Source organism: Congregibacter litoralis KT71, assembly GCF_000153125.2.
GTDB classification, from domain to species: Bacteria; Pseudomonadota; Gammaproteobacteria; order Pseudomonadales; family Halieaceae; genus Congregibacter; species Congregibacter litoralis.
Window position 1 is genome coordinate 1,219,814 of record NZ_CM002299.1, and the last position, 24,410, is coordinate 1,244,223.

Below are 24,410 nucleotides of genomic sequence, written 5' to 3' on the forward strand. Positions count from 1 at the left end.
TCAAAGAATCTTGGAAAAGGCGAGAGAGCGATAGAGGTGGCAGCGCAAAGCAATCAATGGGTGCTCTTCGGCATCGATATGCGTCACGTCGGACAGCAATGGCTGTCCGCGTGGCGCGAGCTATTGCTGTCCACGACCTCGCCTCTGCGACAACGTCTTGATGAGCCCGTAACCCTTTATCGCGACGGGGAGGCGCAGGTGTATCAGGGTGGGCAACCGGCGGCGCAAACAACACAGGCCACGGAATGCAGTGCGCAGCTGTTGCCCGATCAATTTGTGCTTGCCCGGGCGCTCAGTGTCCCTATTGCTGCGGAGGCGGAATTGACCTCGGTCCTGGCGATGGAAGTCGCCGCTGCCAGCCCATTCAACGCTGAGGATACGGTGTTTGGCTGGCGTGAAACCGGCAGGGATCCGCAGCTTGTTCACGTGTCGATGGCGATTGCGTCCCGCACTGCTATCGATCGCTGGAGGCGGGATGAGCAGCTGTCTTCTGCATCTCATGGAGCCTCGGATACGGAAATCTGGGCAGAGGCGAATGGCGCCCTCGTTGCACTGGAAGGTTTTGGTGAGGCGCTGCGGGAGCGGCTTTATCGACGACGCCTGCTGCGCACGGGTATTCTCGTGGGCGCGGTGCTCGCGCTGATTATGGTCCTGGCGGCGGTGTTTGCCATGGAGCAGCGCATCTCCCTGAATCGCTTTGAATACATGCAGTCGCGGATTCAAAACGAATCCCAGGCCGTCTCGGCCATGCGGGCAACAATGGTCGATGCCAACGAGACCATCCGGGCGGCCAATGCCCTGGTTGCCGAATATCCCAACCCTCATCTCGAAATCGCAAGACTCACGGAGCTGCTGTCAGACGAGGCGCACATCCTGCATTTTTCCATGCGCGGTCGGGATCTGCGCGTGCGCGGACGAGCTCGGGATGCCGCCGTGGTTATGCAAACCCTTGCGCAAACGCCCAGCTTTGCGAGCGTCACCGCGCCTCAGGCCATCACGGCTGTGGGCAACACGGGACTCGAGCAGTTTCATCTGGACATCGAACTCAGCACCCCGGCGGATGCTGGTGACGACTCGTGAACTGGATTCGCCTTCATCGCCGAACCAGCCTGTTTGTGGGGATAACGCTGATCCTGCCCGTGTTTTTTTACCTCAAAACGGTGTTTGGACTTCTGGGGCTGGGGTTTGAGTACGCGGGAGATCGCGGACGTATCGAGCCTCGCGTAGCACGTCTGAAAGGACTGCTGCAGAACGAGGCGGAGCTGGTGAAGCAGAGCCAGGTGGCAGAGAAGCGTCTTCGGGAAATGGCATTTCCGGCCACGGATGATCCGTCGGCGCTCGCCGCCCGACTCCAGGCGGATATTCGACAGATTCTGTCGGAGGCGGGGATGTCCGTCAGTAATAGTCAGGTCATGCCCGTGCGTCAGGGCGAGCTGTTTGATCAGGTTGCCGTCAAGCTGACAACGGCGGGATCGCTCTCAGCGCTGGATGCGGCTCTGGCGGGTATCGCGGCCTATCGACCGCAACTGCTCATTGAGTCTCTGGATACCTTTCCTGTCCGCGCGAATGCCCGCAACGCTGATGAGGAGCAATCCGTGACGGCGGTGATGCAGTTGATGGTACTGAGGGTGCTGCCGTGACTGTCATCGCTACCATCCGCGATCGATACGTCGATCAGGCCGAGCCCCAGCGCTCCGAGCGGCGCCTGGAGCTCGTTGTTATCGTCATGGTTTTGCTGATAGCGCTTCAGGGCGTCGGCTGGTACCTGATGCATCTCAGTAAGGTGAAGGTACCTGCGGTTGCTCCCGCTGATGACAGCCTTCGCGTGATCGCGGTGAATGCGCCCCAGGCCATAACCGCTCCCCAGAGCATGCAGCTTCAGGCGAGGCCGCTTTTCTGGGCATCGCGCCGGCCCAACGCTAATGTGGCTGTTCAGCCGAGCCCGGATGCTAGCGGTAAACCCGCGCGTCGCCTTGAGGGTTTGCAGGTCGCTGGCGCGGTGGGTGCCGGCGAGGAGGGCAAGGCCATCGTGATCTACAAGGACAAGCTTATGCGCCTCGGGATTGGTGACCGGGTTGCCGGGTGGAGCCTGCAGTCCGTGTCCCTGGGAGAGGTGATTTTTGTGAGCGCGGGCATTCGGGATGTGCGGCGCCTCACTCCCAGACCCGTGATACCGGCCCAGCGTGATGCGCCGGAGCCTGCCCGGGCGGCGGAGGACGAGGTCGTCAGGGCGACTCCGGCAAAAACAGCCGTGCCTCAAAGTGCCGCAAAGACAGCCAGGAAAAACAACAAAACAACGGATAAGCTCTCCCTGGGTGGGCAGTAGCGAATCCTCCGGACCATTGGGATAGACCTAAATCATGACTGATTCGATGAAGAGTTCACCGCCGTTCGCCAGAACTCGCAGAGCGTTTCTTGCAGCCCTGTGCGTCGTGCTTGCGAGCTGCGCCTCCCAGGACATGAAGCAAATGGCGCGCTCGGAAACGGTGCTGCTGGGAGAGCCCGGCAAAGTCGAGGGCAGACCTGAGCCGGTGAGCGCCCCCAAAGCAGCACAGGGCTCATCGTTGTCAGTGTCTGCGCAGGAGCTGGCCGATAAGCAGGCGGACGAGCGAGCCAAGCCTGTAACTTACAGAGGCACCGACCGGCAGGTCCGGCTCCCCGAACCCCAGGATACGATCAGGTTTATCGGTGACGATGTCAGTCTCAATTTTGAGCAGGCGCCGCTGGATGAGGTGGTGCACGCCATCGTTGGCGACATCCTGCAGCTTGACTACATTGTGGATCGTCCTATTCAGGGAAAGGTTACTCTGCGCACGAGGACGCCCATCCCTCGCAATGAGCTACTGGTGGTGCTGGAATCTCTCCTCAAAGCCCACGATGCGCTGATGATTCGCGGTGACGACGGTCGTTATCTCATCACCGGTTCGCAACAGGCGATGAATCTTCGGCCGGACGTCACCAGTGCTGATGATATCGCGGCGGGGTTTTCCACCATGGTGATCCCGCTGCAATACATCAGCGCCAAAGCAATGGCCAGTATTCTGGAACCCCTGGCAGAAAAAGATGCATTTGTACGCGTGGATGACACACGTGCTCTGCTCATGATGGCAGGAACCCGGGAGCAGCTCAGCGGCTGGCTGGAGATCGTCAGCACTTTTGATGTCGATATGCTGGCGGGTATGTCGGTGGGTATGTTCCCGTTGGAAAACAGCAGCGTGAACGAAACCATGGAGGCGATCGAGACGCTCATGGACGCCACGGGCGGGGAAGAGGGCGGCATCAGCGGAATTGTGCGCGTCTTACCCATGGAGCGTCTCAACAGTATTCTGGTGGTCACGCCGCGCGCCCACTATCTCGACAGGGTCGGTGACTGGATCCAGCGCTTTGACGTGGATCCCGATGCACGCTTTGAAAAGCGCCTTTATGTCTACCCCGTGCAAAACACGACTGCCACCCGACTGGCTCAGCTGCTTAACTCGATTTACGCGGGCGGCAACGCTGGAGCCGCGGGCACGCGTCAATCATCCGGTGCCATCGGCGACCAGGCAGCAGTAGCCCCGGGTTTGTCACCGGAATCTATCAGTGGCGGTGGTTCTTCGGTTTTTGGCGGTGCCAGCGGCGACGCAGGTGATGGCTCCACAATGGGCGGCTCGAACTCCGCATCGAATACAGGTTCCTTTGGGAGTGGTGGCACCGGGTCGGGGCAGGGCGCTCGCGCTGCCGCCACGGCCATGACCTCTGTAAATATGGGTACCACCGGTGCGGGACAGATCAGCCCCCTCGCGGATGTGCGTGTGGTGGCCGATGAGGAAAACAACGCCCTGATGATTTATGCCGACGGCAAGCAATACGGCATTGTCAAAGACGCGCTCAAACAGCTCGATGTGGTAGCGACACAGGTCATCATCGAAGCCAGCATCATGGAAGTGCAGCTTATTGATGAACTGCGGTACGGACTCGAGTGGACCTTCAAAAACGGTCTGGGCAATAACTACGACGGTCTGGGGACTTTGGCGGCAGGAGCAGCGGGCCCGGCCGCCGCCGCAGGCTTCTCTTATACGGTGACAAATTCCCTGGGTGACATTTCGGCGGTTTTGAACGCGCTCAGTGAGGAATCGCTCATCAACGTGATCTCAAGCCCGTCGGTGATGGTTTTAGACAACCACACGGCATTCATCTCTGTGGGCGATCAGGTGCCCGTGCTCCAGGGGCAGACGATTACCAATGGTGGTAATTCGGTGCAGAACATCACCTATCGCGATACGGGTGTGCAGTTATCCGTGCGACCGTCTGTGAACGCCGGGGGGCTGGTGACCATGGATATCGAGCAATCGGTCATCGATGTGGGTTCCATTGACTCGGCCACGGGGCAGCGGGCGTTTCTGGACCGTACTATTAATAGTCGCGTAGCCGTGCGATCGTCCGAATCGGTGGTGCTGGGGGGGTTGATTCGTGAGAATTCCAGCCTCGGCGACTCCGGCGTGCCCATTTTGCGGGAGATACCGCTCTTCGGAAGCCTTTTTGGTACCACGACTACCGACAGTCGGCGCACAGAACTGCTGGTGATCATCACACCTCGCGCCTTATATAACGAAGAAGAGCTCCGGGCGGTGAGTGATGAGATGCGTGAGCAGGTCAGATTTATGAAGCTGGTCCGAGATCCCCCCCGTTCCGGGGAGAAAACTTACGAAAAATGATGGTATTTTTCCCGGTCGCTAATTTGAAATAAGTGGGAATAAACCTCGAAGTTATACGCCCGTAAGCCCCTAAGTGACTGAAAATACGCGGTAAACAGGCATATTCTTCCGCTGCGCTTCGAGTTCACCCCATGGGTCTACGGGTGTTTTCGCGAGGAGTTTTGCCTCTGCCATCATCGATCACTGCATGGGCGGGGTTGCACCGTTTACGGCCCGGGCTACCCCCTGGAGTCTGAAAGAAACGAATCACTAAAGTCTTATAGTCCATATTTATCAACAACTTAGGAGGATGTATGAAGGCGGTTAAGCTCTTTTCCCTATTGATGCTGGCAATGGTTTTGTCAGGGTGCGCCGGGTCGCAAAGGCTGTCAGAACAGAGCCAGGCGGAGCTGTTAAAAAGAGCAGAGGCGCGATGGAATGCCCTGGAAAGTCGTGATTGGGGCGCAGCCTATGAATTCACCTCGCCGGCCTATCGCGATGTTTTTACGCGCAAAATGTACGAGCGGAAGTTTTCCTACATGGTGGAGTGGGAGTTGACTTCAGTTGAATTCGTTAACTATGATGCGCGGGCAGCTGTGGCGAGTGTGGCAGTCGGGGTCATGTCCCGACCGGTCAAACAAACTTCAGCGGCCTCAGAAGCAATAGGTGCAGTGCCAGTAAGGTCAGTTGAGCAGTGGATTCTGTCAGACGGGCAATGGTGGTACAGTGCCAACTTGTAAGTGTGGCAGCGGGTTGAAAGCTGGCTGCAGCTAGCAAAAAAAAGCGCTAGCAAAGAATGTTTATCGCGAAATGGACACATTAGGAGTCTCCATCATGATTAAGAAGTTTTTGAAGCCCCTCGGAATTGCAACTGCAGTAGCAGCTGCTTCCGCTGGCTATGTAAACGTTGCTACGGCTCAGCCCGCAGTAGCTAACAACGCACTGGGTGATCTCGCCCTCGTGCCTTACTACACAGTAAACGGTGAGTGGATCACGGGTATTCACATCGTTAACACCAGCGATCGTACGCAGGTTGTTAAATTCCGTTTCCGTCGTGCGCCTGATTCACTGGACGCGCTTGACTTTAACGTCATCATGTCACCCCAGGACGTTTACGCAGGCTTCCTGTCTGACGACGAGAACGGCAACATCGTATGGTCAGCTAATGACACTACCTGTACTGCACCTGCCGCTACTGACGGTTCTCTGCAGATGCCAGCTATCTACCGCGAAGGCGCTGAGACTGGTTACGTAGAAATCATCGGCATGGGCGCGCCCATCGACGAAGATCAGGGCATCGCAGTTGCTGCCAAGCACACTACCGACACACTGGTACCTGCTGATTGTGCCGCTGTTCGCTCTAACTTCTTCGCTAATGGCGTAGCTGGTACGACACGCGGTATCGTTGACAATGCGAACTCTGTTCAGTCAGCGTCTGACGTACTGCCTGCTCCTTACGATGCAGTCAACGACAACGAGTTTGAGTTGACCGAGAACGTGTTGAAGGTGTCTTACTTCATTCGTGACAACGCTACTGGCGTTGAGTTCGGTGACAACGCAGTTCATATCGCCGACTTCCTGCCTGAGCCTTCTATGACTAACCAGCAGTTTGGTTACCTGTCAGGCGACCTGAACGGTTTTGACTTCCCTGATCTGGATGGTGGCGAGCCTGTAAACGGTACTCGTAATCTGTTCGAAGGTCTGCGCGCCGGAGACGTATTGGGTGTTACTAACCTGATCAACGAGTGGACGGCCAACCCTGCAAACGGTGCCGCACTGAGCTGGGTTGTAACCCTGCCCGGTCAGTATCTGATGCTTGATATGCCCGCTTACATCGCTTCGCTGGATGATGAAGATGTCGATTGTGACACCGGTCTTGTAGCTGACGGCAACGTCACTGCGGGCGGTGATGTCTGTGATTTCCGTGACATTCCTGTGAATGCAACGGTTGTTCCCTATAACCGTGAAGAGCTTACTGAGATCCCCGAGTCCGGTGATCTGACAGTATCTCCTGCACTGCCTGGTCAGCCCAGCGTACTGCAGCTCGCTAAGGAAACTAACGTAATCACCTTCGGCGGTAACGCGGTACTGGGTGTCTCTGACGTCGACATCACTGCAGACCTCGGCCAGAACTTTGGTTGGTTGTCTCTGGCGGTGACTGCTGCTGATCCGCTTGAGCAGGCTATTTGCGCATGGGACGGTCCTGACACTCCTGCTGGTGACGAAGGTCTGCCCGCAGGTGCGGCACTGACTATGACTTGTAACGCGGTGGTAGAAACTGCGGTACCCATGGTTGGCTTTGCGGCTTGGGTACGTAACGTAGCGGCTAACCCCGATGCGTCCTACGGCCGAGCGGTAGCTCACAGCTTTACCGTTGCTCCGTAAGTAGTAACCTAGCGTAAAGTGAACCGGCGCCTTCGGGCGCCGGTTTTTTTTTGCTAAATTTATTGTTTGTTACTTGAGGTTCAAAAAGGCACAACGATGATGAAACGTGTTTTGATCGCTATTTCCGCATTACTGAGCGTCGCTGTCTTCGCTGCTGACGATGCCGGTGTTTTGATCGCCGACAGTGGGGTTGTCATCACAACCGAGGAGTTTGAGGCAATCTACGACACCATGCCGCCGTCGCTGAAAGCAAAGATGAGAGACGATGTGGCTGAGCGTCTCGAAATCATCAACTCGCTACTTGTAGCCCGCAAACTTGCAGCAGAGGCCGACAAAATTACGCCGTCTGATGACGATTACTGGACCCTTCATGCAGCGCTTGTCGGGGCCAAGTATGAATACATGTTTAAGCGCCTGGTGTCCGAAGTGTCGGAGCCGGACTTTGAGCCTCTGGCCAGAGAGCGCTACGTGACTCAAAAAGATAAGTATGCATTTGTGCCGGAGGTGCGGGCGTCCAGTCACATTCTATTGATTTCGCCTCCGGGTATCGATCGAACCGAGGTTCGCGCCAAAGCCCAGGGTTTGCTGGATCAACTGCGCGCCGGCGCGGATTTCGAGGCCATGGTAGCCGAGTATTCTGACGATGCAGGTACGCGAGCCCGTAAGGGATCCCTGGGTAAGTATATTCGCTTTGGTGATCCCGGTATTACGCCGCCCTATTCTGAAGCGTTGTTTGAGATTGAAAACGTAGGCGAGTATTCCGAAGTCACGGACTCTCAGTTTGGTGTGCACATTATTCGTCTCGATGCCGTGCAGGAATCTGCCTATGCAGAGTTCGATAAGGTTCGGGACGTTATCATCACCGAAATCAAGCGCGAGTTCGCCGGTTTGGCCCGGGATGAAGTACGGGGTCGGTTCAGTATCACTGACGACCTTTATATCAATGGCGAACTCATGGAAGAACTCCTCTCTTCACAGGAGTAAACGCGGGTAAAGCAGGGTAAGCTTGCGTTGTGTGGCTACCGTTTTTTGCGGTAGCCGTTTCTGGCGCTTTGCCCTTACTTGATTGCGCGCAATAAACGAAAGGAATGCTCTGCCTGCCATGCGCTGTCTTTTTGTTCTGGGGATGCATCGCTCGGGCACGTCCTTCGTTGCTCAGTCTCTGCACGCAGCAGGGATCAGTGCCGGGCCTGTGCCCGAGCTGTTATCAGCGCAGTCAGACAATCCTGAAGGGTTCTTTGAGAATCGCCGTCTGGTCGAGATTAACGATGCTTTAATCTCCACAGATGGCGGTAGCTGGTTTGCGCCACCGTTGAGGATTCAAGCCGACAGCGCGTCGGCGCAAGCCCAGACAACGCTGCTGGAGCATCTTGCCGATAGTTCGCCTTCGGGTCAGTTTTTTGTCAAAGACCCCCGACTATGTCTTACCTGGCCGCTGTGGGAGCCCCTGGCGCAGTCATCATCCCTTATGTTTGTCTATCGCTCGCCTTTGGCCGTGGCGCAATCCTTGGCGCGTCGTAACGGTTTTCCATTGCAGCTGGGATTATTACTCTGGGAGATTTATAACCGTCGAGCCATCGCGTCACTACCCGGTGACAGTCTGGCGCTGAACTATGACGATGTGTCCGCAGACGGTGTAAGCCTGCTCCCGGTGATAGAGCGCCTGCGCGAACGGGGGTTTGATTGCGCTTCAGAGAAAGCCGGCTCGCAGTATCGCGCGGACCTCCGCCACTTCAGTGTTGAGTCCGGGGATAACGACTGGCAGTTACTCAGCGACTCGCAAAAAAAGCTGCATGACCATTGCGTCAAGGTTTGCGAGAACGGCTACTGCGAGGTGCCGCTGGTTGATCTAGATCCCGAGTCGCAGGTGCTTGCGCGGATTCATGATGTGGCCGCTGCATTGGCGCCTCTGGCACGGGTGGTGGAGACCGGACAGGAGCGCGATGCGGCTCAAACACTGGCGGATGAGCGTCTAACAGAGCGCGATAGAGCGCTTTCGGCTCTGAGTACCCTGGAGGGGGAGTATGACGCTCTCGTATCGGCCCATGAGGCGGAACAGCGGGTGCATGCCCAGGCGGCTGAAACGCTGGCCCAGTTGCAAAAAGAACATGACGCGCTGGCAAGCGCTCACGATAAAGAGCGGCAACTGCATCTGCGAGCAGGACAGGCCCTTGAGGAGATAACAAGGGAGCACGACGCTCTATTTAAGGCCCATGAGGCCGAGAAAGTCACGCATGCGGCGGCGGTCCGGGTTCTTGATGAGCTGCGGCTTGAGCATGACGCCCTTGCCAGGGCTCACGAAAACGAGGTCAAGGCGCACGCGTCCTTGATTGATGACCATACAGAGTTAGTGTCTTTACACACCAGTTTGCATGAAGAGCTCGACGAGCGCACGGCTAAGCTTGCTTCAGCGCTTAATGATATCGAGGCCCTGAGGGCAGTCTTTACCCAAACGCGAGAGCGGCTCGAATCTGAAAATCAGAGTCTGGAGGACAAAACCGAGTACCTGTTTTCACTGCTGACTGACTCCCACAGAACATTGTTGTCTTTCGAACAGTCCACCATGGCACGCTTCCAGCGCTACACGCGGAAGCTGTACCGTTTGTTCACGGGGCAGAGAGGCAGGAACAGCGCTTACGAAGATTTATTGGAACAGGCGCACCGTCACTTTGATGAATTTGCCCTGGAAAAGCCAGGCCCCCGTCCCACGAAGCTTCGCATGGCTGGTGATGTCATCCGCTATGTGCGACAGAATCCCGCGGGCTCGGCCAGAAGCTTTAGCCTGCCGCGTTTGCGGCGTGCCGCGTCAGTGTTTTTCGGGAGCTCTTCCGACGACCTGGCGGTGTGGGTCAACGCGCGATTCCCCGACGCAGCCACCAGTCCACCGGCTTTCGATCCGGCGTCACTGAGTGAGGATCTCGACGCTCTGGAGTTGGATTTCCCGGAGCCCGCGGCCCCTCGCGTCTCGATCATTGTGCCCGTTTACAACGACTACCGGGTCACCATTAACTGCCTGCAATCAGTACACCGCTTTTCTCAGGACCTGGACTACGAGGTCATCATCGCCGATGACTGCTCCACCGATCTAACCACCACCATCACTGAGCGTATGCGCGGTATTACTGTATCGAGGACCACTGAAAACCTGCGCTTCCTAAAAAACTGCAACCAGGCCGTGGCACAGGCCCGTGGCGAGTTTCTTGTGTTTCTTAACAACGACACTGCGGTTACTGAGGGTTGGTTAGCCACCCTGATCGAGCCTTTTAATGATCAGTCCGTGGGCGTGACGGGCCCCAAGCTCCTGTTTGCTGATGGCGTGTTACAGGAGGCAGGGGGCATTATTTGGAACGACGCCTCGGGTTGGAATTTTGGCCGCGCCGATGATCCCGACAAGCCCGCATTCAACTACCGGCGTGATGTGGACTATGTGTCCGGCGCCTGTCTCGCGATTCGTGGCGATCTCTGGCAGCAGCTGGGTGGTTTCGACGAGCGCTTTGCGCCCGCTTACTATGAGGATGCCGACATCTGCTTTGCCGCGCGGGCAGCGGGTTTCCGCGTTGTGTATCAGCCCGAGAGCGTGATCTATCACTTTGAAGGCGTCAGCAATGGCACGGACCTGAATGCCGGCGTCAAGCAGCATCAGGTGACGAATCAGGTCGTGTTCAGAGAAAAGTGGCAGGGGGAGCTGGATGAGGGGCATTTTCCCAATGCGCAGCATGTGATTCATGCCCGGGACCGGTCTGCCAAAAAGCCCTGCATCCTCGTCATTGACCACTACGTTCCCCATCACGACAAAGATGCGGGGGGACGCTCGACCTATATGTATCTTCAGCTCCTGCTGTCCCTGGGGTGTCGGGTGCAATTGATGGGTGCGAACTTTTTTCCGCACCAGCCCTACACAAAGGCCTTGCAGGCCATGGGTGTAGAGGTGCTCGTGGGGGAGAGTGTGGCCAGACACCTTGATGAATGGCTGAGCGAGCACGCTCCCTACATCGATGAGATTTTTCTTCACCGTCCCCATATCGCAGAGCAGATGTTGCCGTATCTCGAGCGCCTGTCCCCACGTCCCCCCATCAGCTTTTTCGGACATGATCTTCACTATCTGCGGATCGCTCGGGAAGCGGCGCTTAAGGACGATGATGCGCTTCGTCGTGAGTCTGAGTCCTGGCGTAAGCGCGAGCTTGCTGTCTGTGAGCGAGTAGACCGGGTGTACTATTTTTCCGATGTGGAAATTGAGGCGCTGTCCTCCATGGTGCCCGCGGCGAAGCTGCGCCGCATACCACTGTATGCTATGGAACTTGATGAGCTTCCGCCCTATGAGCCGACGGCTCCGCGGGAGCTGTTGTTTGTGGGTGGGTACAACCATCCGCCCAATGTGGATGCGGCTCGTTGGTTGGTCGAAGAAATCTTCCCCGCCGTCCTCGCATCGGTACCTGACGCGCGATTGCATCTGGTGGGCTCCAACCCACCTACGGAGGTGTTAACTCTTGCCAGCGACAACGTCTGTGTTCACGGCTATGTCAGCGATGCCAAACTAGATGCGCTTTATCGGCAGGTGGGCGCGGTGGTCGTGCCCTTGCGTTACGGGGCGGGCATCAAAGGAAAAATTATCGAAGCCATCGCAAATCATGTCCCGGTGGTGACGACGGACATCGGGGTCGAGGGTATACCCGAGAGTGACACGGTCATGTGGATAGAAAACACCGCGGGGAGCATCGCGGACACGCTGGTGTCATTGCTCCTCGACCATGAGCCCAAAGCGGATAAGCTCGATCGTCACGAAGCGTGGCTGCACAGTTATTTTGACCGTGAGTCTGCAGCCTCAGTGCTTCGTGCGGATATCCCTGATCTTGCGGCGACCGAGAGCCCGGCGCAGTGAGAAGTGTCACCCCCGACAGCACGCCGATGCTGGGCGATTACGACGGCAGTCGACGGAACAACTTCACCGCCTTACGGATTTTCTTTGCCTGGTGCGTACTCTTTGGCCACAGTTTTCCCATTACCGGTCACGGAGAGCTCAATCCCCTGCGGGAGTTTTTTGAGAAGTCCACGTGGATAGGGGAAATCGCCGTGAGTGGTTTTTTTGCCATCAGCGGCTTCCTTGTCACCGCGAGTTTCGCGCGCCGGGGATTGCTGGATTACTGTATTTCGCGGGTTTTGCGTATCTATCCGGCTCTAATAGTCTGTGTTTGCCTTACAACTGTGGTGCTGGGTGCCTGGCTGACGACCCTGGAGCGCGCTGACTACTTTACTAATCCCCGGACCTGGAATTATCTCTGGAACACCACGGCCTTGTTTCCCATGAGCTTTCGCCTGCCCGGGGTATTCGAGTCATTGCCTCGCCCCGGCGTTAATGGATCCCTGTGGACACTTCCCGTGGAGGTTTCCTGCTACATCCTTCTCATGGTTGTGGGTGCCACGGGTCTCCTTCGATGGCGTACTTTGGGAAACCTCGCGGCCCTGGCCCTACTGCTATTCGCCTTTAACTACTTCGGAGACATTCCCCTCGTCGGGCGTATCGAGAAGTGGGCTGAGCCCTGCGTGTACTTTCTATTGGGCGTCGTGTGTTACCTCAATCGAGCCGCTATTCCCCTGAGCCTGCCTCTGGGTGTCGCGGCGGCAGCATTGGCATATGTTGCTTTGGGCAAGCCGTGGTTTGATTTTGTGTTTCCGCCGGCTTTTGTGTACCTGATATTCTTTCTTGCCTACCGTAGTCCCTTTCTGGATATCGACCGCTGGTTCGGCGATCCGTCCTACGGTATTTACATCTATGCCTGGCCGGTACAGCAGGTGATTGTTTATCTGTTTCCCCAGCAGGGCCCGTACTTTAATACCGCGCTGGCTACCCTGGTGGTGGTGACGCTTGCCTTGTTGTCCTGGCATTTTTTGGAAAAACCCGCGCTCGGTTTGAAACGACGCTGGTTAAAAACTTCCCCGGAGGGGTAAATGCATTATTTGATTGCGGGGCTGGCGAAGTCCGGTACTACGCGGCTGTTCAGCCAGATGAAGGAGGCTCTCGATAAGACTTCGGAGGATCTCCCCACGTTTTTTGAGCCCGATACGGACGATGCCCTGCAGAGTATTCTCAGCGAGGAAGGTTCAACCCTTACCAAGGTGCTCATCGGGCGTGTGACGGAACAGAATCGTCCTCTCGAGGATTTTGATAAACATGTGCTGATTTATCGTGATCCCCGCGACCAGTTCATCAGCATGCTGCTGTATCTGTTCTATGATTTTCAGGTCAGCGGGGACGGGGATTCTTACGTGATGGCCCGGGAGGCCCTCAGCGCCAAGGTCGAATCGCCCTCATCGGTGTCTACCATTGAGCTCTACAACACCCTTGCCAGGCTCGTGGGTCGCGCCCCTATCGCTGTTTTTAAGCGTTTACATGAGGTACAGCGGGCCTACGAGGCGCGTTTTACGCCCTTTATGTTGTGCTATGAAAATCTGTTGCAGGGGGACTCGCTACCGGAGCTGAGTGCCTACACCGGCCTGGCTCTCGAGGGCGATGCTGAGGTGCCCACAGAATACACGCGCGTCGCCCGTTCCCGTGGATTTGGTGAATGGCGATCATGGCTGAATGCTGATGACCTTGCCTTTATCGATCGCGAGTGGGGCGACAATATTCAGTATCTTGGTTATGCGCTGGAGGATTCGCAAAGGGACCTGGCCATCGATCCCCGAACATCGCTGGATTATGTGGCGCAGTTTGATCCCCGTTAGTGCATAAACAGCACCTTGGTGCTCGGCCCGCGCGAAGAGCATCAGGCGCTGGTTTTTTCATCCCGCATTGTCAGAGCACGCTGGTAAAGGGCGATATCCGTCCCATGCGCCGCCTCGATTTTGCGGCGTAGGGATTTATCGATGGCATAGTCTTCCTCGCCCTGATCCGGGTTGCGGTTACGTTCCGCCGAGGTAACTGGCGCTTTGAGAATGTCACGACCAAAGCGCGCCAGCTCTGCGGCATAATCTTCCGTAATGCCGATGAAGTCGAAGCGTTCCAGGGGGAAGCCCCAGAGAAAAATTCCGTAGATGTTTCTTAATTCCCTGCAGAGCGCAAATTCCTCCAGACTCCATTTCTCTTCCATCATCCGCTGATGGAGAGGGCCCGACTGGCCTGGCTGGTAGCTGCGCTGCCAGTAATAATAATGCGACAGAAGACGCTGCACGGGGTCCCGTAGCCATGTTACGAACAGCAGTGGTGACGAAGGTTTCGCGAGGCGGTAATGCAGCGGCAGGAAGTGGCCATGGATACAGCGGGTTCCGCCGCTATCCAGCGTGGCTCCTCTATTTTTCAAACACCCCCGGCCGGCGTCCAAGTTTCGGGACCAGGTACTTCGATGGAGGGGTTGATCCGCGTAGCGAAGCAGGAGAGCTTCGCCGTAATGCGCCGCCAGCGTTGCCTGAAAGCTGGAGCCTGCCGCCTTGGGCATGTGCACAGAGATCAGCATGCTGCTTTGAAATCCCGGAAGAACCAAGGGTCCAAAACATAGGTAAAGAGCGGGTTGTCAGGCATAGGTCGCGTTCGTCTCTCGAAGAAGCTGCAGCATAGCGCTGTACATGGCTTCAAACTGTATGTCGCGGATGGGCGACTCGGGGTGCGTCGGAAAATCGGAATAATCAAAGAGCTGTTTGTCGCCAAAGTACCGTGTGGCGACCTCATTATCGGATTCGCGGCAATTGTCTACGAGATCACTGACGGTCTCCGGGGGCAGGACGAACTTCGGTCCGGGAAACAGTGCATTGAGCCCGGGCAGTATGGGATAAATCTCTAACTGGGTCGGCGCGTCTTTTGGTTTTCGGCGATTAAGTTCGCATTTAAATTGCGTCACAACGCTGTTCAGCGACGGGTTACTGAGGCTTTGTCGCATGGAAAACGCGTCCACCGGGATTTGCAGCACATTTTCTGCATAGTCTTCTACAATGTTGGATGGCTGATAACGTCTTACCAAAAGCTGCTTGGGGAAATGCTCCTCCCAGGTCTCCAAAAAGCTCGCGTAGTGATTGCCCTTGAGATACACATCTTTGAAGAAAACTTGAATGGACCCCGTATAGTCCGTGGCGTGCACGCGCTGGGCGTAGGAGGAGGCGAGGTACTCCAGTTGATTGCGGAGATAGACGACGATCTGCGCCTGAAAGTCCCGATAAGCCATCTGTACCAATCCAGGCCGGCAGTTCTGAAAACCTTCAGAGCTGATAAGGCCGATTGCCTCGGGGGGCTCGTCGTCGCTTTCAAGGGTCAGCGCCCGGACGGCTTCAAGCTGCCGGTAATCGTCAATCCCCTGGAGTTGCTGTACATTGCGCGGCTGAAATGGCCGTGACAGGCCATGATGCGCGTTTTTGACACGACCTGCCTGAGGTACAAAAAAACCGAAGTCACGCAATCGTGGCCGGTTATCCTGCAAGAAATGCTGAATAGCGGTGGTTCCTGTTTTGTGCCTACCGATGTGTATCAGGAGTTTGCGCATAATGGGGCTATATCGCTGAGCGCACCGCTTATCGTAAAATTCGAGGATACCAGCCTGAGGTTTTGTTCAACAGAACCTGATTGTGCAGCCTGACTAAACAGGTCGAGCATTTCAGCGCATGGGACTTGCTGACACGGACAACACATTTTTTATCTGGGCATCCGACCTTTCTGGACGTCCGACTTACCTGGACCTCCGACTTATCTGGACCTCCTAGCATGCGTCACATCATTCTTCACGGCCATATCTTTAAAAATGCCGGGTCGACCTTTGACTGGAGTTTGAGCCGGAATTTCGCAGACGGCTTTCTTGATCACCGGGACAACCGCGCAATGCGCCAGCAACGGGCAAAGCATCTGGCGATGGTGGTTGCCAGTACGCCGAGCCTGACAGCGCTCTCGAGCCATCATCTGTGCTACCCCCTGCCGCAGCCGCCCGATGTGATCTTCCATCCGGTATATCTGCTGCGTCATCCCATTGAGCGTATCCAGTCGGTTTACGCCTTCGAGCGGAAGCAGGACGCGGATACCCCGGGGGCAATCGCTGCGAAAGAAAAAGATTTTGCGGAATACGTGGCCTGGCGCATGGAGGAAGAGGTTCCCCGGACGATTCGTGATTATCAGACCAGCTACATCGCCGGATTCCATACCCGTCAGGTAAAAGCTACGGCGCCGGCGGACTGGATGCAGCGCGCCTTGCATCACCTTGAGTTTTTAGACTGCGTCGGGGTGGTGGACCGCTATGACGAGAGTATGGTGGTGTTCGAGGATTATCTTAAGCCGTATTTTCCTGATATCGATCTCGCCTATGTTCGTCAGAACGTAACGCAAGACCGCTCAGCCAATGAGACAATTAACAGCCGCGTGCACGACACGCTGGACAAGTTAGGTGACCTGGCCGCCGAGGTCCTCAGCAAAAACAGCTACGATCTTGCCCTGTATCGACAGGCCAATCAGAAGCTGGACGATTCCATAGCTCGGATTGATGATTTCGATCGTCGGCTCAGCAAGTTTCGTAAGCGGTGCAAACGCGTCAACGTGGGCTCGGTTCTCGAACGTATAGGTTTAGGATGAATAGTACGGCTGATTCGAGACCGGTGCTGCTTCACGCACATCTGTTTAAAAACGCGGGCACAACTCTGGACTGGAGTCTGCAAAGAAGTTTCTCCGCAGGGTTTTGCGACCACCGGGATGACGCAAAGATGCGCGGAAACCCAGGGTACCTCGCGGATTTTCTGAAGGCTAAGCCGCAGCTGAGGGCGCTTTCGAGCCACTGGCTGCCCTTTCCCCTGCCGGAGGTGCCGGGTCTGACCCTGAGGCCACTGGTGATTCTTCGGCATCCCATAGAGCGCATCGCTTCGGTCTACGAGTTTGAGCGCCGCCAGGCGGTGGACCATCCGGGAACGCAGAAGGCCCGAAACGGTGATCTCCAAAGCTATGTTGCATGGCGGTTGGAGCAGGGCACGGGCCCCGTGATACGCAATTATCAAACGCGCATGCTCTCGGGGGTTTACCCGGGCAATGATGATGATAACCAACTGAATAAGGCAGTACAGTTGCTTGAGACCTTGCCGGCGGTGGGCATCGTGGAGCGTTACCGGGAGAGCGCAGTGCTGTTCGAGGAGGCGCTTAAAAACGACTTTCCTGCTATTGATTTAGCTTTCCAGCGGCAGAACGTGCGCGATGCCAGCGATCAGCGCAGTCCCGAAGAACGCCGCGAGGCGGTGGAGCGAGAGCTCGGCGAGCTGCTGGCGCCTGTCCTTGCTGCCAATAGCATGGACCTTGCTCTGTATGACCGTGCCTGCGCGCGTTTCCATAAGGACTGGGACGGACTCCGGGAGTCGAGTGACTTACTGGATCAGCTTGATGCGCGTTGCCGGCAGCTAGGGGCATCTTAGCTTTGCCAGGATCTTCATTGTTGCCGTGGCGCCGATTCCGGCGCCCCGAGTTCGTCATAGCGGCCCATTATTTTTCCGACGGCTGGCCCCTGGATTCCCTCCAGGTGATGCGTAAGCGCACCCTGGGCAAAGAGCTCAGACAGCTGCGCAAAGATGGCTTTAACACCATTATCGTGGTGGTGCCCTGGCGAAACTTTCAGGCGACGCAGCAGCCCGTAGCCTACGACGATTTTCATCAGGCGCAGCTTCGCCTGGTACTGGCGGCAGCGCAGGGAGCTGGGCTCGCCGTTTTGCTGCGGGTCGGTTACACCCATCAGGTCATGCGCAAGCCCGTACTCAACGGTTTTCGTTGGGCTCAGTCTATGCTTACGGACCCCGCTATTGAGAGCGCTTGGCTGGATTATTTTGCAGAGATAGACCGTATCACCCGGGACTACGAATGCTGCATTGGCGGTTTTATCTCCTGGGAGGAACTGTGGCACGCCTTTCGGGTGTGGCAGGAGCAGAGCGGCGAGGCCAATAGTGCCGCAGCGAAAGCATCAGGCTATCTGGAGTACCTCGAAGCGAGGGGTATCGAGCATGACGGACGGATACCGCCTAAAGATAGCGCAGCCCACGCCCACTACCTGAGTTTTGTGAACAGCCGCATGGCAACGATGTTCGAGCGCGCGCGATCTCACTGGCCAGCGCTCGGTGTGGAGTATCGCGTCGATAAGGACCCGGTACCTACCTCGGATGGCATCCACTGGCGCGACAACGAGCAGTTTCTGGATTGGGAGCCGCACCGCTACAGCTACTGGGCGCCGTTCATGGGCGCCGAAAACGTCGGAGAAGCATTGAGCGCTGAACAGGCCGAAGTGCTTTTGCGCTACATGCTGGAGACGACAAGCGAAGGAGGCCTTTATCCGGGCCAGATCGTTGAGCAGTTCAACTTCATCGACAACACCCAAAAGTACCTTGGCACTCACGCAAAAATCGCAGATGAGCAGATCGACGGATTTCTGGAACAGGCGGCACCCTTGTTTCGCAGATACGCCGGGGGTTACGGGCTCTGGGCCAGCCGGGACTACCGTATGAGCATGCTTTACAACGGCGCTTTGCTCGATGACTGTCGCGGCTGGGTTCTTTCGGATGATGCGCAGGCTCGCAAAAGCGGCGGTGTCCGACTTCAAAAAGGCGCTCGGCTGAGGCAGCGCATTGAGCCGCGGGTGACCTGGGTACAGAGGAATCATCCTACAAGAGAAGTGATTCTGGAGGTGGAGTACCTGCGCTGGCGAGGCCTGGGTGCCTCCCAGCTGCGCGCTCGTCTCAATCAGGGAGCGTGGGCCAGCTGTGAAGCGGACTCAAAGGGGCGCTTGATTGCCCGTGTGCCTGCAGATCTCCAGGACGTGTTTGATAACGGCGTTGACTTTGAGATTGAAAATCTTGGCCGCTCACTCACGGTGACACGAGTGTTTCTGTATTACGAAACCTACACCGCGGGTGTTCGAGATACCAACGGGGGGGAAGGGCGGTTTCTGGAGGCGATCCGGCATTTCAATGCACGGCTCCTTGAACCTGAAGAGCCTGAAGACGAGGAACACAGCGAGGAAATGAAAAGCGAAAGCAACGCTCCCGAGGCTGACCATCAGCTTGATAGGTAAAGCGCCCCGTAGGGCGTGCGCGCCAACAGTGACGGGTAATCCTGCAGCACATGCACAACGCGCTGTATGTCGTCAGGCGCGATGCGAGTCAGCTTTTGGGGATTCATGTCTGACAGGGGCCGCCTTTGCACGCCCTCCACCGAGTGGGCTTCGATGGCGCTGCGGTAGTCCACATCCCGCAGTTCCGGCAGCCAGGATGCCAGGGCTGTGAAGGTCTGCCGGGGGCGGGCAACCATATCTTCGTAGTACAGCAGATGGCTGTCCGGTCGTCGCTCGAGGATCTCAAGATGCATGGTGAGCCATTCGATCCAGCGCTGGGCGGCAGCCTCCCAGTCCATGTTGTTGCGTCGGTGAAGCGCCTCGCAAATGGCCAGGGGGTCGCGCATGAGGCAGATAAAATGCGTGGGTTTAAAGTGTTGCTCAAGAATCGCACTGCGACAGAGGTGGGGTGGGCTTTTTTCCAGCAGTATCGCCTTGTCCCCATCCCAATAACGGTACCAGGTTTTTGAGACCAGCTCCCAGTCGAAGACCGTATCGGGATCCCAGGGGCGCTCGCGCATCATGTTACGCAGCTCCGGCAGCTTTTGACCCTCGTCAGGCAGGGCCGATACCTGCGATGATGTTTGAAGCAGGCGCCACAGCACCGTCGATCCGCTGTAGGGTGGTGACAGAATGAAGAGGTACTTGGCTGGCATGGCCACCGCCTAAAAAAATGCGGGACAAGATTAACACTGATGGGAAGAATACGGATGGTAGACAGGCCGTGAGCGAGGCTACTCCCAGCTATTCCTGGCGAGAGGCGCTGCTCATCTATACGCGCAAGAAAGCGCTGGTGCTGAGCCTGTTGGGATTCTCCGCAGGGCTGCCGTTTTTGCTGGTTTTCTCGACGCTCACCGCCTGGCTCCGGGACGAGGGCGTGGAGAGAACGGCCATCGGCTTTTTTGCCTGGGTGGGGCTCACCTATTCCATCAAGGTGTTCTGGGCTCCCGTGGTCGACCGACTGAAGTTACCCCTGCTCCAGGGCCTCCTGGGGCAGCGGCGGAGCTGGATCTTTCTCGGGCAACTGGGCATAGCGTCGGGGCTTGGGCTGATGAGTCTGATGAACCCCCAGCAGGGCCTTGTGAACATTGCGCTGGCAGCGCTACTGGTGGCGTTTTCTTCCTCCACGCAAGATGTCGCCCTCGACGCTTTTCGCATTGAATCGGCCCCGGATGAAGAGCAGGGCGCCCTCTCCGCGTCCTACATCTTTGGTTACCGTCTCGCGCTACTGGTCTCCGGTGCAGGGGCGCTTTACCTCGCGGACATTCACAGTTGGTCACTGGCCTACCTTGGCATGGCTGCCCTCGTGGGCGCGTGCATGCTCGCCACCCTCTGGGCTGATGAGCCTTTTCACCGGACGGCGGAGGAGCAGCGTCGCATGGACGCAGAGATGGTGGATCAGGTGATGGGCCGACCCATGCATCTAGAGGAGCGGTCCCTCTGGCAACGTCAGCTGTTGGGCGCGGTGATCTGTCCCTTTTTGGAGTTTCTTCAGCGTTTTGGGCCCTTCGCCTTCGTGTTGCTGGTGTTCATTGCCGTTTTCCGTTTGAGCGATATCGCCATGGGTGTCATGGCCAATCCGTTCTATCTCGATCTGGGGTATAGCAAGTCAGAGATAGCCAGCGTTGCCAAGCTGTTTGGGTTTTTCATGACCATCGCAGGTTCCGCGCTCTGCGGAGTCCTCGTCATGCGCTTCGGTCTGCTGAGGCCGCTGATGCTGGGTGCGATCATGGTGGCGAGCACAAACCTGCTGTTCGCAGTGCTTGCGGGGCTGGAGGGCGATAGCGCGCCGGCACTGCTGTGGCTGGCGCTGGTGATCAGCGCGGATAATCTCAGTGGCGGCATCGCGAGCACCGCGTTTCTCGCGTATCTCTCGAGCCTCACGCACCGCAGCTATACCGCGACGCAATATGCACTGTTCAGCTCGCTCATGACCCTCCCGGGCAAGTTCCTGTCGGGGTTTTCCGGCTGGGTGGTGGACAGTTCGGGATACGCGCAGTTCTTTGTGATTGCCGCGGGGCTGGGCATCCCCGCCATTATACTTGTGGGTGTCCTGATGCACGTCGATGGCAAAAAGCGCCGGGCCGCAGAAAGTTAAAAAACTCATGTTTCTTGCTTTGAGCGCCGGGGGCGCTTGGCTGACTACCAGCGATAGCGCCTGAGCACCGCAGCGCCGCCGGCGCCGAGGAGTATGCCCTCGGCGGCGAGGTGGGCTCTCTGACGATCCGCGCCGTGCGTGCCCGGGGGGAGGGAGCTTTTCCCACTGGCGTTCACCACCCGGTACCAGGGTACATTGCTGTCCTCGGGCAATTTTCGAAGCGCCGCGCCCACGCGCCGTGCCGCACCGGGGAGCCCGGCGCGTTCGGCTACATCGCCATAGGTGGACAGCTTGCCGGCGGGGATTGCGCAGACCGTGAGCCAGATCCGCTGGTCCAGATCGCCATCCATGGAGTGTTTGTCGCTCATAACCGGATTGTACGTGATCAGGGCTCGCGGCTTGCAAACGAGCATTGAGCCCCCATACTTTAGTGATGAGATGGATTTTTATACTGCTCCCGTGGATGGAGCTTTTTACCCTGATTCAATTGGGTGCCCGGATAGGTGCCGTTCAGGCAATGCTCTACGTGTTGGCCACGTTTCTCCTGGGGCTCACGATACTCAGAGCGCAGGGCATGGAAATAGTCAATAAACTCCGCGCTGCCCAGAGCGGTGCCGCTACGATGTTACCCCAGCGACTCCTCGCCGATGAGCTCGCCCTGGGTTTGGCAGGACTGCTGCTGATTGTGCCGGGTCTGATTACGGATGTCGTCGCCGTCCTCGTCCTGTTCGGACCGCTCAGGCGGAAGCTCTTTTCGGCCCTGGGGGGCAGTAAAGGCTCGGCCTCCCCCTACCAACCACGCCCCGGCGATCCCATTGAGGGAGAATTTCGTCGCCTCGATGACGATTGATTGCAAGACTCGTCGCATTCCACAGCCTGTCGTAACTAGCTGTAATTATTGTACTTTTCAATTTTTCTCCTGAGCACTGATGTTCTGCGTCGCAAGCGCCTCAAAAATAATTAGCACTCTGGCCAAAAGACTGCCAAAAAGCTCTTGAAATCCGTTTGTTGCACCCCATAAACCAGTCAGTCCCCCGCTTCGGGGTCACCTAAAGTCGATTGATTGGAGATTTGAAGCAATGAAGATCCGTCCGCTGTATGACCGTGTGGTCATTCGTCGCAACGAAGAAGAAGAAACCACAGCCGGAGGCATCCTTCTGCCCGGTTCCGCAAAAGAAAAGCCCAACCAGGGAGAGGTTGTCGCCGTCGGCGATGGCAAGGCTCTGGACAACGGCGAAGTTCGTGCACTGGCCGTGAAAGTTGGCGACACCGTAGTGTTCGGTCAGTACGCCGGCAGCAACACCATCGAAGTTGATGGTGAAGAACTGATCATCATGGGTGAGAGCGAGATTTACGCGGTCGTAGAGTAAACCGGGTAAGCGCATCGCTGAACCATCCCACGACATTCAATTTTAGAAAGACTTAAAGGAACAAATCATGGCAGCTAAAGACGTATTTTTTGCTGACGACGCACGCCAGCGAATGTTGGCAGGTGTAAATGTCCTTGCAGACGCCGTAAAGGCGACGCTGGGACCCAAAGGCCGTAACGTTATTCTCGAGAAGTCCTTCGGTGCTCCCACCGTGACCAAGGACGGCGTTTCCGTGGCCAAGGAAATCGAACTCAAGGACCGCTTTGAGAACATGGGCGCGCAGATGGTCAAGGAAGTGGCTTCCCAGGCTTCCGACGTGGCCGGCGACGGAACCACTACCGCGACGGTACTGGCTCAGTCCATCGTCAACGAAGGCCTCAAGTCCGTTGCAGCGGGCATGAACCCCATGGACCTCAAGCGCGGCATCGACAAGGCCGTTGCGGCGGCGGTAGAGCAGATTCAGGCTGCATCTATCCCCTGTGAAGACAACAAGGCGATCGCACAGGTTGGCACCATCTCCGCCAACTCTGACGCTGCGGTAGGCGAGATTATCGCTGACGCCATGGACAAGGTCGGTAAGGAAGGCGTGATCACCGTTGAGGAAGGCTCGGGTCTTGAGAACGAGCTGGACGTCGTTGAAGGTATGCAGTTTGACCGCGGTTACCTGTCTCCTTACTTCATCACTAACCAGGACAGCATGAGCGTCGACACCGACAGCCCATTCATCCTGCTGGTGGACAAGAAGATCTCAAATATCCGTGAACTCCTGCCCCTGCTGGAGCAGGTTGCCAAGGCTTCCAAGCCTCTGGTAATCGTTGCCGAGGACGTTGAAGGCGAGGCGCTGGCTACCCTGGTAGTCAACAACATGCGCGGCATCGTGAAGGTCGCTGCCTGTAAGGCGCCGGGCTTCGGTGATCGTCGTAAGGCCATGCTGCAGGACATCGCTATCCTCACCGGTGCAACGGTTATCTCCGAGGAAGTGGGTCTGGATCTGGAGTCCGCGACTCTTGAGCACCTGGGTAACGCCAAGCGTTTCACCATGGACAAGGACAACAGCACCATCATCGACGGTGCCGGTGAAGCCGCTGCCATCGAGGCGCGTGTGAAAGAGATTCGCGTGCAGATCGAAAATACCTCGTCTGACTACGACCGTGAGAAGCTGCAGGAGCGTGTTGCGAAGCTCGCTGGCGGTGTTGCGGTAATCAAGGTCGGTGCCGCTACCGAGATTGAGATGAAAGAGAAGAAGGCCCGCGTTGAAGACGCGCTGCACGCAACCCGTGCCGCCGTCGAAGAAGGCGTCGTATCCGGTGGTGGTGTTGCGCTGATCCGCGCCATTGCGGCTATCTCCGAGCTGAAGGGCGACAACGAAGACCAGAACCACGGCATCGCAGCTGCGCTGCGTGCCATGGAAGGTCCTCTGCGTCAGATCGTCGGGAACGCAGGCGACGAAGCTTCCGTTGTTCTCGACAAGGTGCGTCAGGGCGAAGGCAACTTCGGCTACAACGCAGCTTCCGGAGAGTACGGCGACATGATCGAGATGGGTATTCTGGACCCCGCGAAGGTAACCCGCGCTGCATTGCAGGCCGCTGGTTCCGTAGCCGGCCTCATGATCACCACGGAAGTAATGATCGCTGATGCGCCTCAGGATGATGCTCCTGCCGGCGGCGGTGGTATGCCTGATATGGGTGGCATGGGTGGCATGGGCGGCATGATGTAAACCCGCTTACCCAGGCGTCAAAACAAAGCCCGGTCTGTTCGCAGACCGGGCTTTTTTGTGCCTCCCTGCATTACCTGTCGCCGACGCACACGTAACCCTTACTTCGCGTCGCGCTTT

General features: G+C 57.1%; 21 protein-coding genes. 17 read left to right on the plus strand and 4 right to left on the minus strand.

Annotated elements, in window-relative coordinates; all coding sequences use genetic code 11:
* Positions 1-36: 36 nt before the first annotated feature.
* The 10 genes from KT71_RS05685 to KT71_RS05730 all read left to right on the plus strand — a co-directional run bounded on the left by KT71_RS05685 (position 37) and on the right by KT71_RS05730 (position 13,784).
* A complete protein-coding gene (locus KT71_RS05685) occupies positions 37-1,080 on the plus strand; it encodes a PilN domain-containing protein (RefSeq protein ID WP_008292381.1) in 1,044 nt (347 codons plus the stop codon).
* Positions 1,077-1,640, plus strand: a complete 564-nt coding sequence (gene gspM / locus KT71_RS05690; protein ID WP_008292380.1) for a type II secretion system protein GspM — start codon at positions 1,077-1,079, stop codon at positions 1,638-1,640. The genes KT71_RS05685 and gspM overlap by 4 nt, the downstream gene beginning before the upstream one ends.
* The gene (locus KT71_RS05695) at positions 1,637-2,326 is read left to right on the plus strand and encodes a hypothetical protein (protein WP_008292379.1); all 690 of its coding nucleotides are present in this window, start codon (positions 1,637-1,639) and stop codon (positions 2,324-2,326) included. Before gspM ends, KT71_RS05695 begins: the two co-directional genes overlap by 4 nt.
* A 34-nt stretch (positions 2,327-2,360) precedes the next feature.
* Positions 2,361-4,697: a type II secretion system secretin GspD gene (gene gspD, locus KT71_RS05700; RefSeq protein ID WP_023660021.1), complete on the plus strand. Its 2,337-nt coding sequence runs from the start codon at positions 2,361-2,363 to the stop codon at positions 4,695-4,697.
* Positions 4,698-4,990: 293 nt separating this feature from the next.
* Complete coding sequence (locus KT71_RS05705) at positions 4,991-5,416, plus strand: hypothetical protein (RefSeq protein ID WP_008292376.1); 426 nt, start codon at positions 4,991-4,993, stop codon at positions 5,414-5,416.
* Positions 5,417-5,510: 94 nt separating this feature from the next.
* The gene (locus tag KT71_RS05710; RefSeq protein WP_008296404.1) at positions 5,511-7,061 is read left to right on the plus strand and encodes a hypothetical protein; all 1,551 of its coding nucleotides are present in this window, start codon (positions 5,511-5,513) and stop codon (positions 7,059-7,061) included.
* 96 nt (positions 7,062-7,157) lie between these two features.
* Positions 7,158-8,045, plus strand: a complete 888-nt coding sequence (locus KT71_RS05715) for a peptidylprolyl isomerase (protein ID WP_008296403.1) — start codon at positions 7,158-7,160, stop codon at positions 8,043-8,045.
* 118 nt (positions 8,046-8,163) lie between these two features.
* A complete protein-coding gene (locus KT71_RS19645) occupies positions 8,164-11,940 on the plus strand; it encodes a glycosyltransferase (protein ID WP_023660023.1) in 3,777 nt (1,258 codons plus the stop codon).
* Positions 11,937-13,007 (plus strand): acyltransferase family protein, encoded by a 1,071-nt coding sequence (locus KT71_RS05725; protein WP_008296401.1) that lies wholly within the window; start codon positions 11,937-11,939, stop codon positions 13,005-13,007. Before KT71_RS19645 ends, KT71_RS05725 begins: the two co-directional genes overlap by 4 nt.
* A complete protein-coding gene (locus KT71_RS05730; RefSeq protein WP_008296400.1) occupies positions 13,008-13,784 on the plus strand; it encodes a hypothetical protein in 777 nt (258 codons plus the stop codon).
* Positions 13,785-13,825: 41 nt separating this feature from the next.
* Here the strand turns inward: KT71_RS05730 and KT71_RS05735 are convergent, their stop codons facing one another.
* Together KT71_RS05735 and KT71_RS05740 are read right to left on the minus strand one after the other, a co-directional pair.
* The gene (locus KT71_RS05735; RefSeq protein WP_008296399.1) at positions 13,826-14,512 is read right to left on the minus strand and encodes a sulfotransferase family 2 domain-containing protein; all 687 of its coding nucleotides are present in this window, start codon (positions 14,510-14,512) and stop codon (positions 13,826-13,828) included.
* A 57-nt stretch (positions 14,513-14,569) separates the two neighbouring features.
* Positions 14,570-15,445, minus strand: a complete 876-nt coding sequence (locus KT71_RS05740) for a hypothetical protein (protein ID WP_040362183.1) — start codon at positions 15,443-15,445, stop codon at positions 14,570-14,572.
* A gap of 302 nt (positions 15,446-15,747) precedes the next feature.
* On the opposite strand from KT71_RS05740, the gene KT71_RS05745 reads away from it, so the two are divergent.
* The 3 genes from KT71_RS05745 to KT71_RS05755 all read left to right on the plus strand — a co-directional run bounded on the left by KT71_RS05745 (position 15,748) and on the right by KT71_RS05755 (position 19,069).
* Entirely contained in the window at positions 15,748-16,602 is an 855-nt protein-coding gene (locus KT71_RS05745; RefSeq protein ID WP_008296397.1) for a hypothetical protein, read from the plus strand.
* A 128-nt stretch (positions 16,603-16,730) separates the two neighbouring features.
* Positions 16,731-17,426: a hypothetical protein gene (locus tag KT71_RS05750; protein WP_152025175.1), complete on the plus strand. Its 696-nt coding sequence runs from the start codon at positions 16,731-16,733 to the stop codon at positions 17,424-17,426.
* Between the two features lie 17 nt (positions 17,427-17,443).
* The gene (locus tag KT71_RS05755; protein WP_008296395.1) at positions 17,444-19,069 is read left to right on the plus strand and encodes a hypothetical protein; all 1,626 of its coding nucleotides are present in this window, start codon (positions 17,444-17,446) and stop codon (positions 19,067-19,069) included.
* On the opposite strand, the gene KT71_RS05760 is transcribed toward KT71_RS05755, so the two are convergent.
* The gene (locus tag KT71_RS05760; RefSeq protein WP_008296394.1) at positions 19,054-19,764 is read right to left on the minus strand and encodes a sulfotransferase family protein; all 711 of its coding nucleotides are present in this window, start codon (positions 19,762-19,764) and stop codon (positions 19,054-19,056) included. The two genes, KT71_RS05755 and KT71_RS05760, sit on opposite strands and share 16 nt — an antisense overlap.
* Before the next feature lie 68 nt (positions 19,765-19,832).
* Between KT71_RS05760 and KT71_RS05765 the strand changes: the two genes are divergently transcribed.
* Complete coding sequence (locus KT71_RS05765; RefSeq protein WP_040362858.1) at positions 19,833-21,206, plus strand: AmpG family muropeptide MFS transporter; 1,374 nt, start codon at positions 19,833-19,835, stop codon at positions 21,204-21,206.
* A 44-nt stretch (positions 21,207-21,250) separates the two neighbouring features.
* Here the strand turns inward: KT71_RS05765 and KT71_RS05770 are convergent, their stop codons facing one another.
* Positions 21,251-21,574 (minus strand): MGMT family protein, encoded by a 324-nt coding sequence (locus tag KT71_RS05770; protein WP_008296392.1) that lies wholly within the window; start codon positions 21,572-21,574, stop codon positions 21,251-21,253.
* 65 nt (positions 21,575-21,639) lie between these two features.
* Between KT71_RS05770 and KT71_RS05775 the strand changes: the two genes are divergently transcribed.
* The 3 genes from KT71_RS05775 to groL all read left to right on the plus strand — a co-directional run bounded on the left by KT71_RS05775 (position 21,640) and on the right by groL (position 24,293).
* A complete protein-coding gene (locus KT71_RS05775; RefSeq protein WP_084566959.1) occupies positions 21,640-22,056 on the plus strand; it encodes an FxsA family protein in 417 nt (138 codons plus the stop codon).
* Positions 22,057-22,285: 229 nt separating this feature from the next.
* Positions 22,286-22,576: a co-chaperone GroES gene (locus tag KT71_RS05780; RefSeq protein WP_008296390.1), complete on the plus strand. Its 291-nt coding sequence runs from the start codon at positions 22,286-22,288 to the stop codon at positions 22,574-22,576.
* A gap of 67 nt (positions 22,577-22,643) precedes the next feature.
* Positions 22,644-24,293, plus strand: a complete 1,650-nt coding sequence (groL, locus tag KT71_RS05785; RefSeq protein WP_008296388.1) for a chaperonin GroEL — start codon at positions 22,644-22,646, stop codon at positions 24,291-24,293.
* The last annotated feature ends 117 nt before the right edge of the window (positions 24,294-24,410 follow it).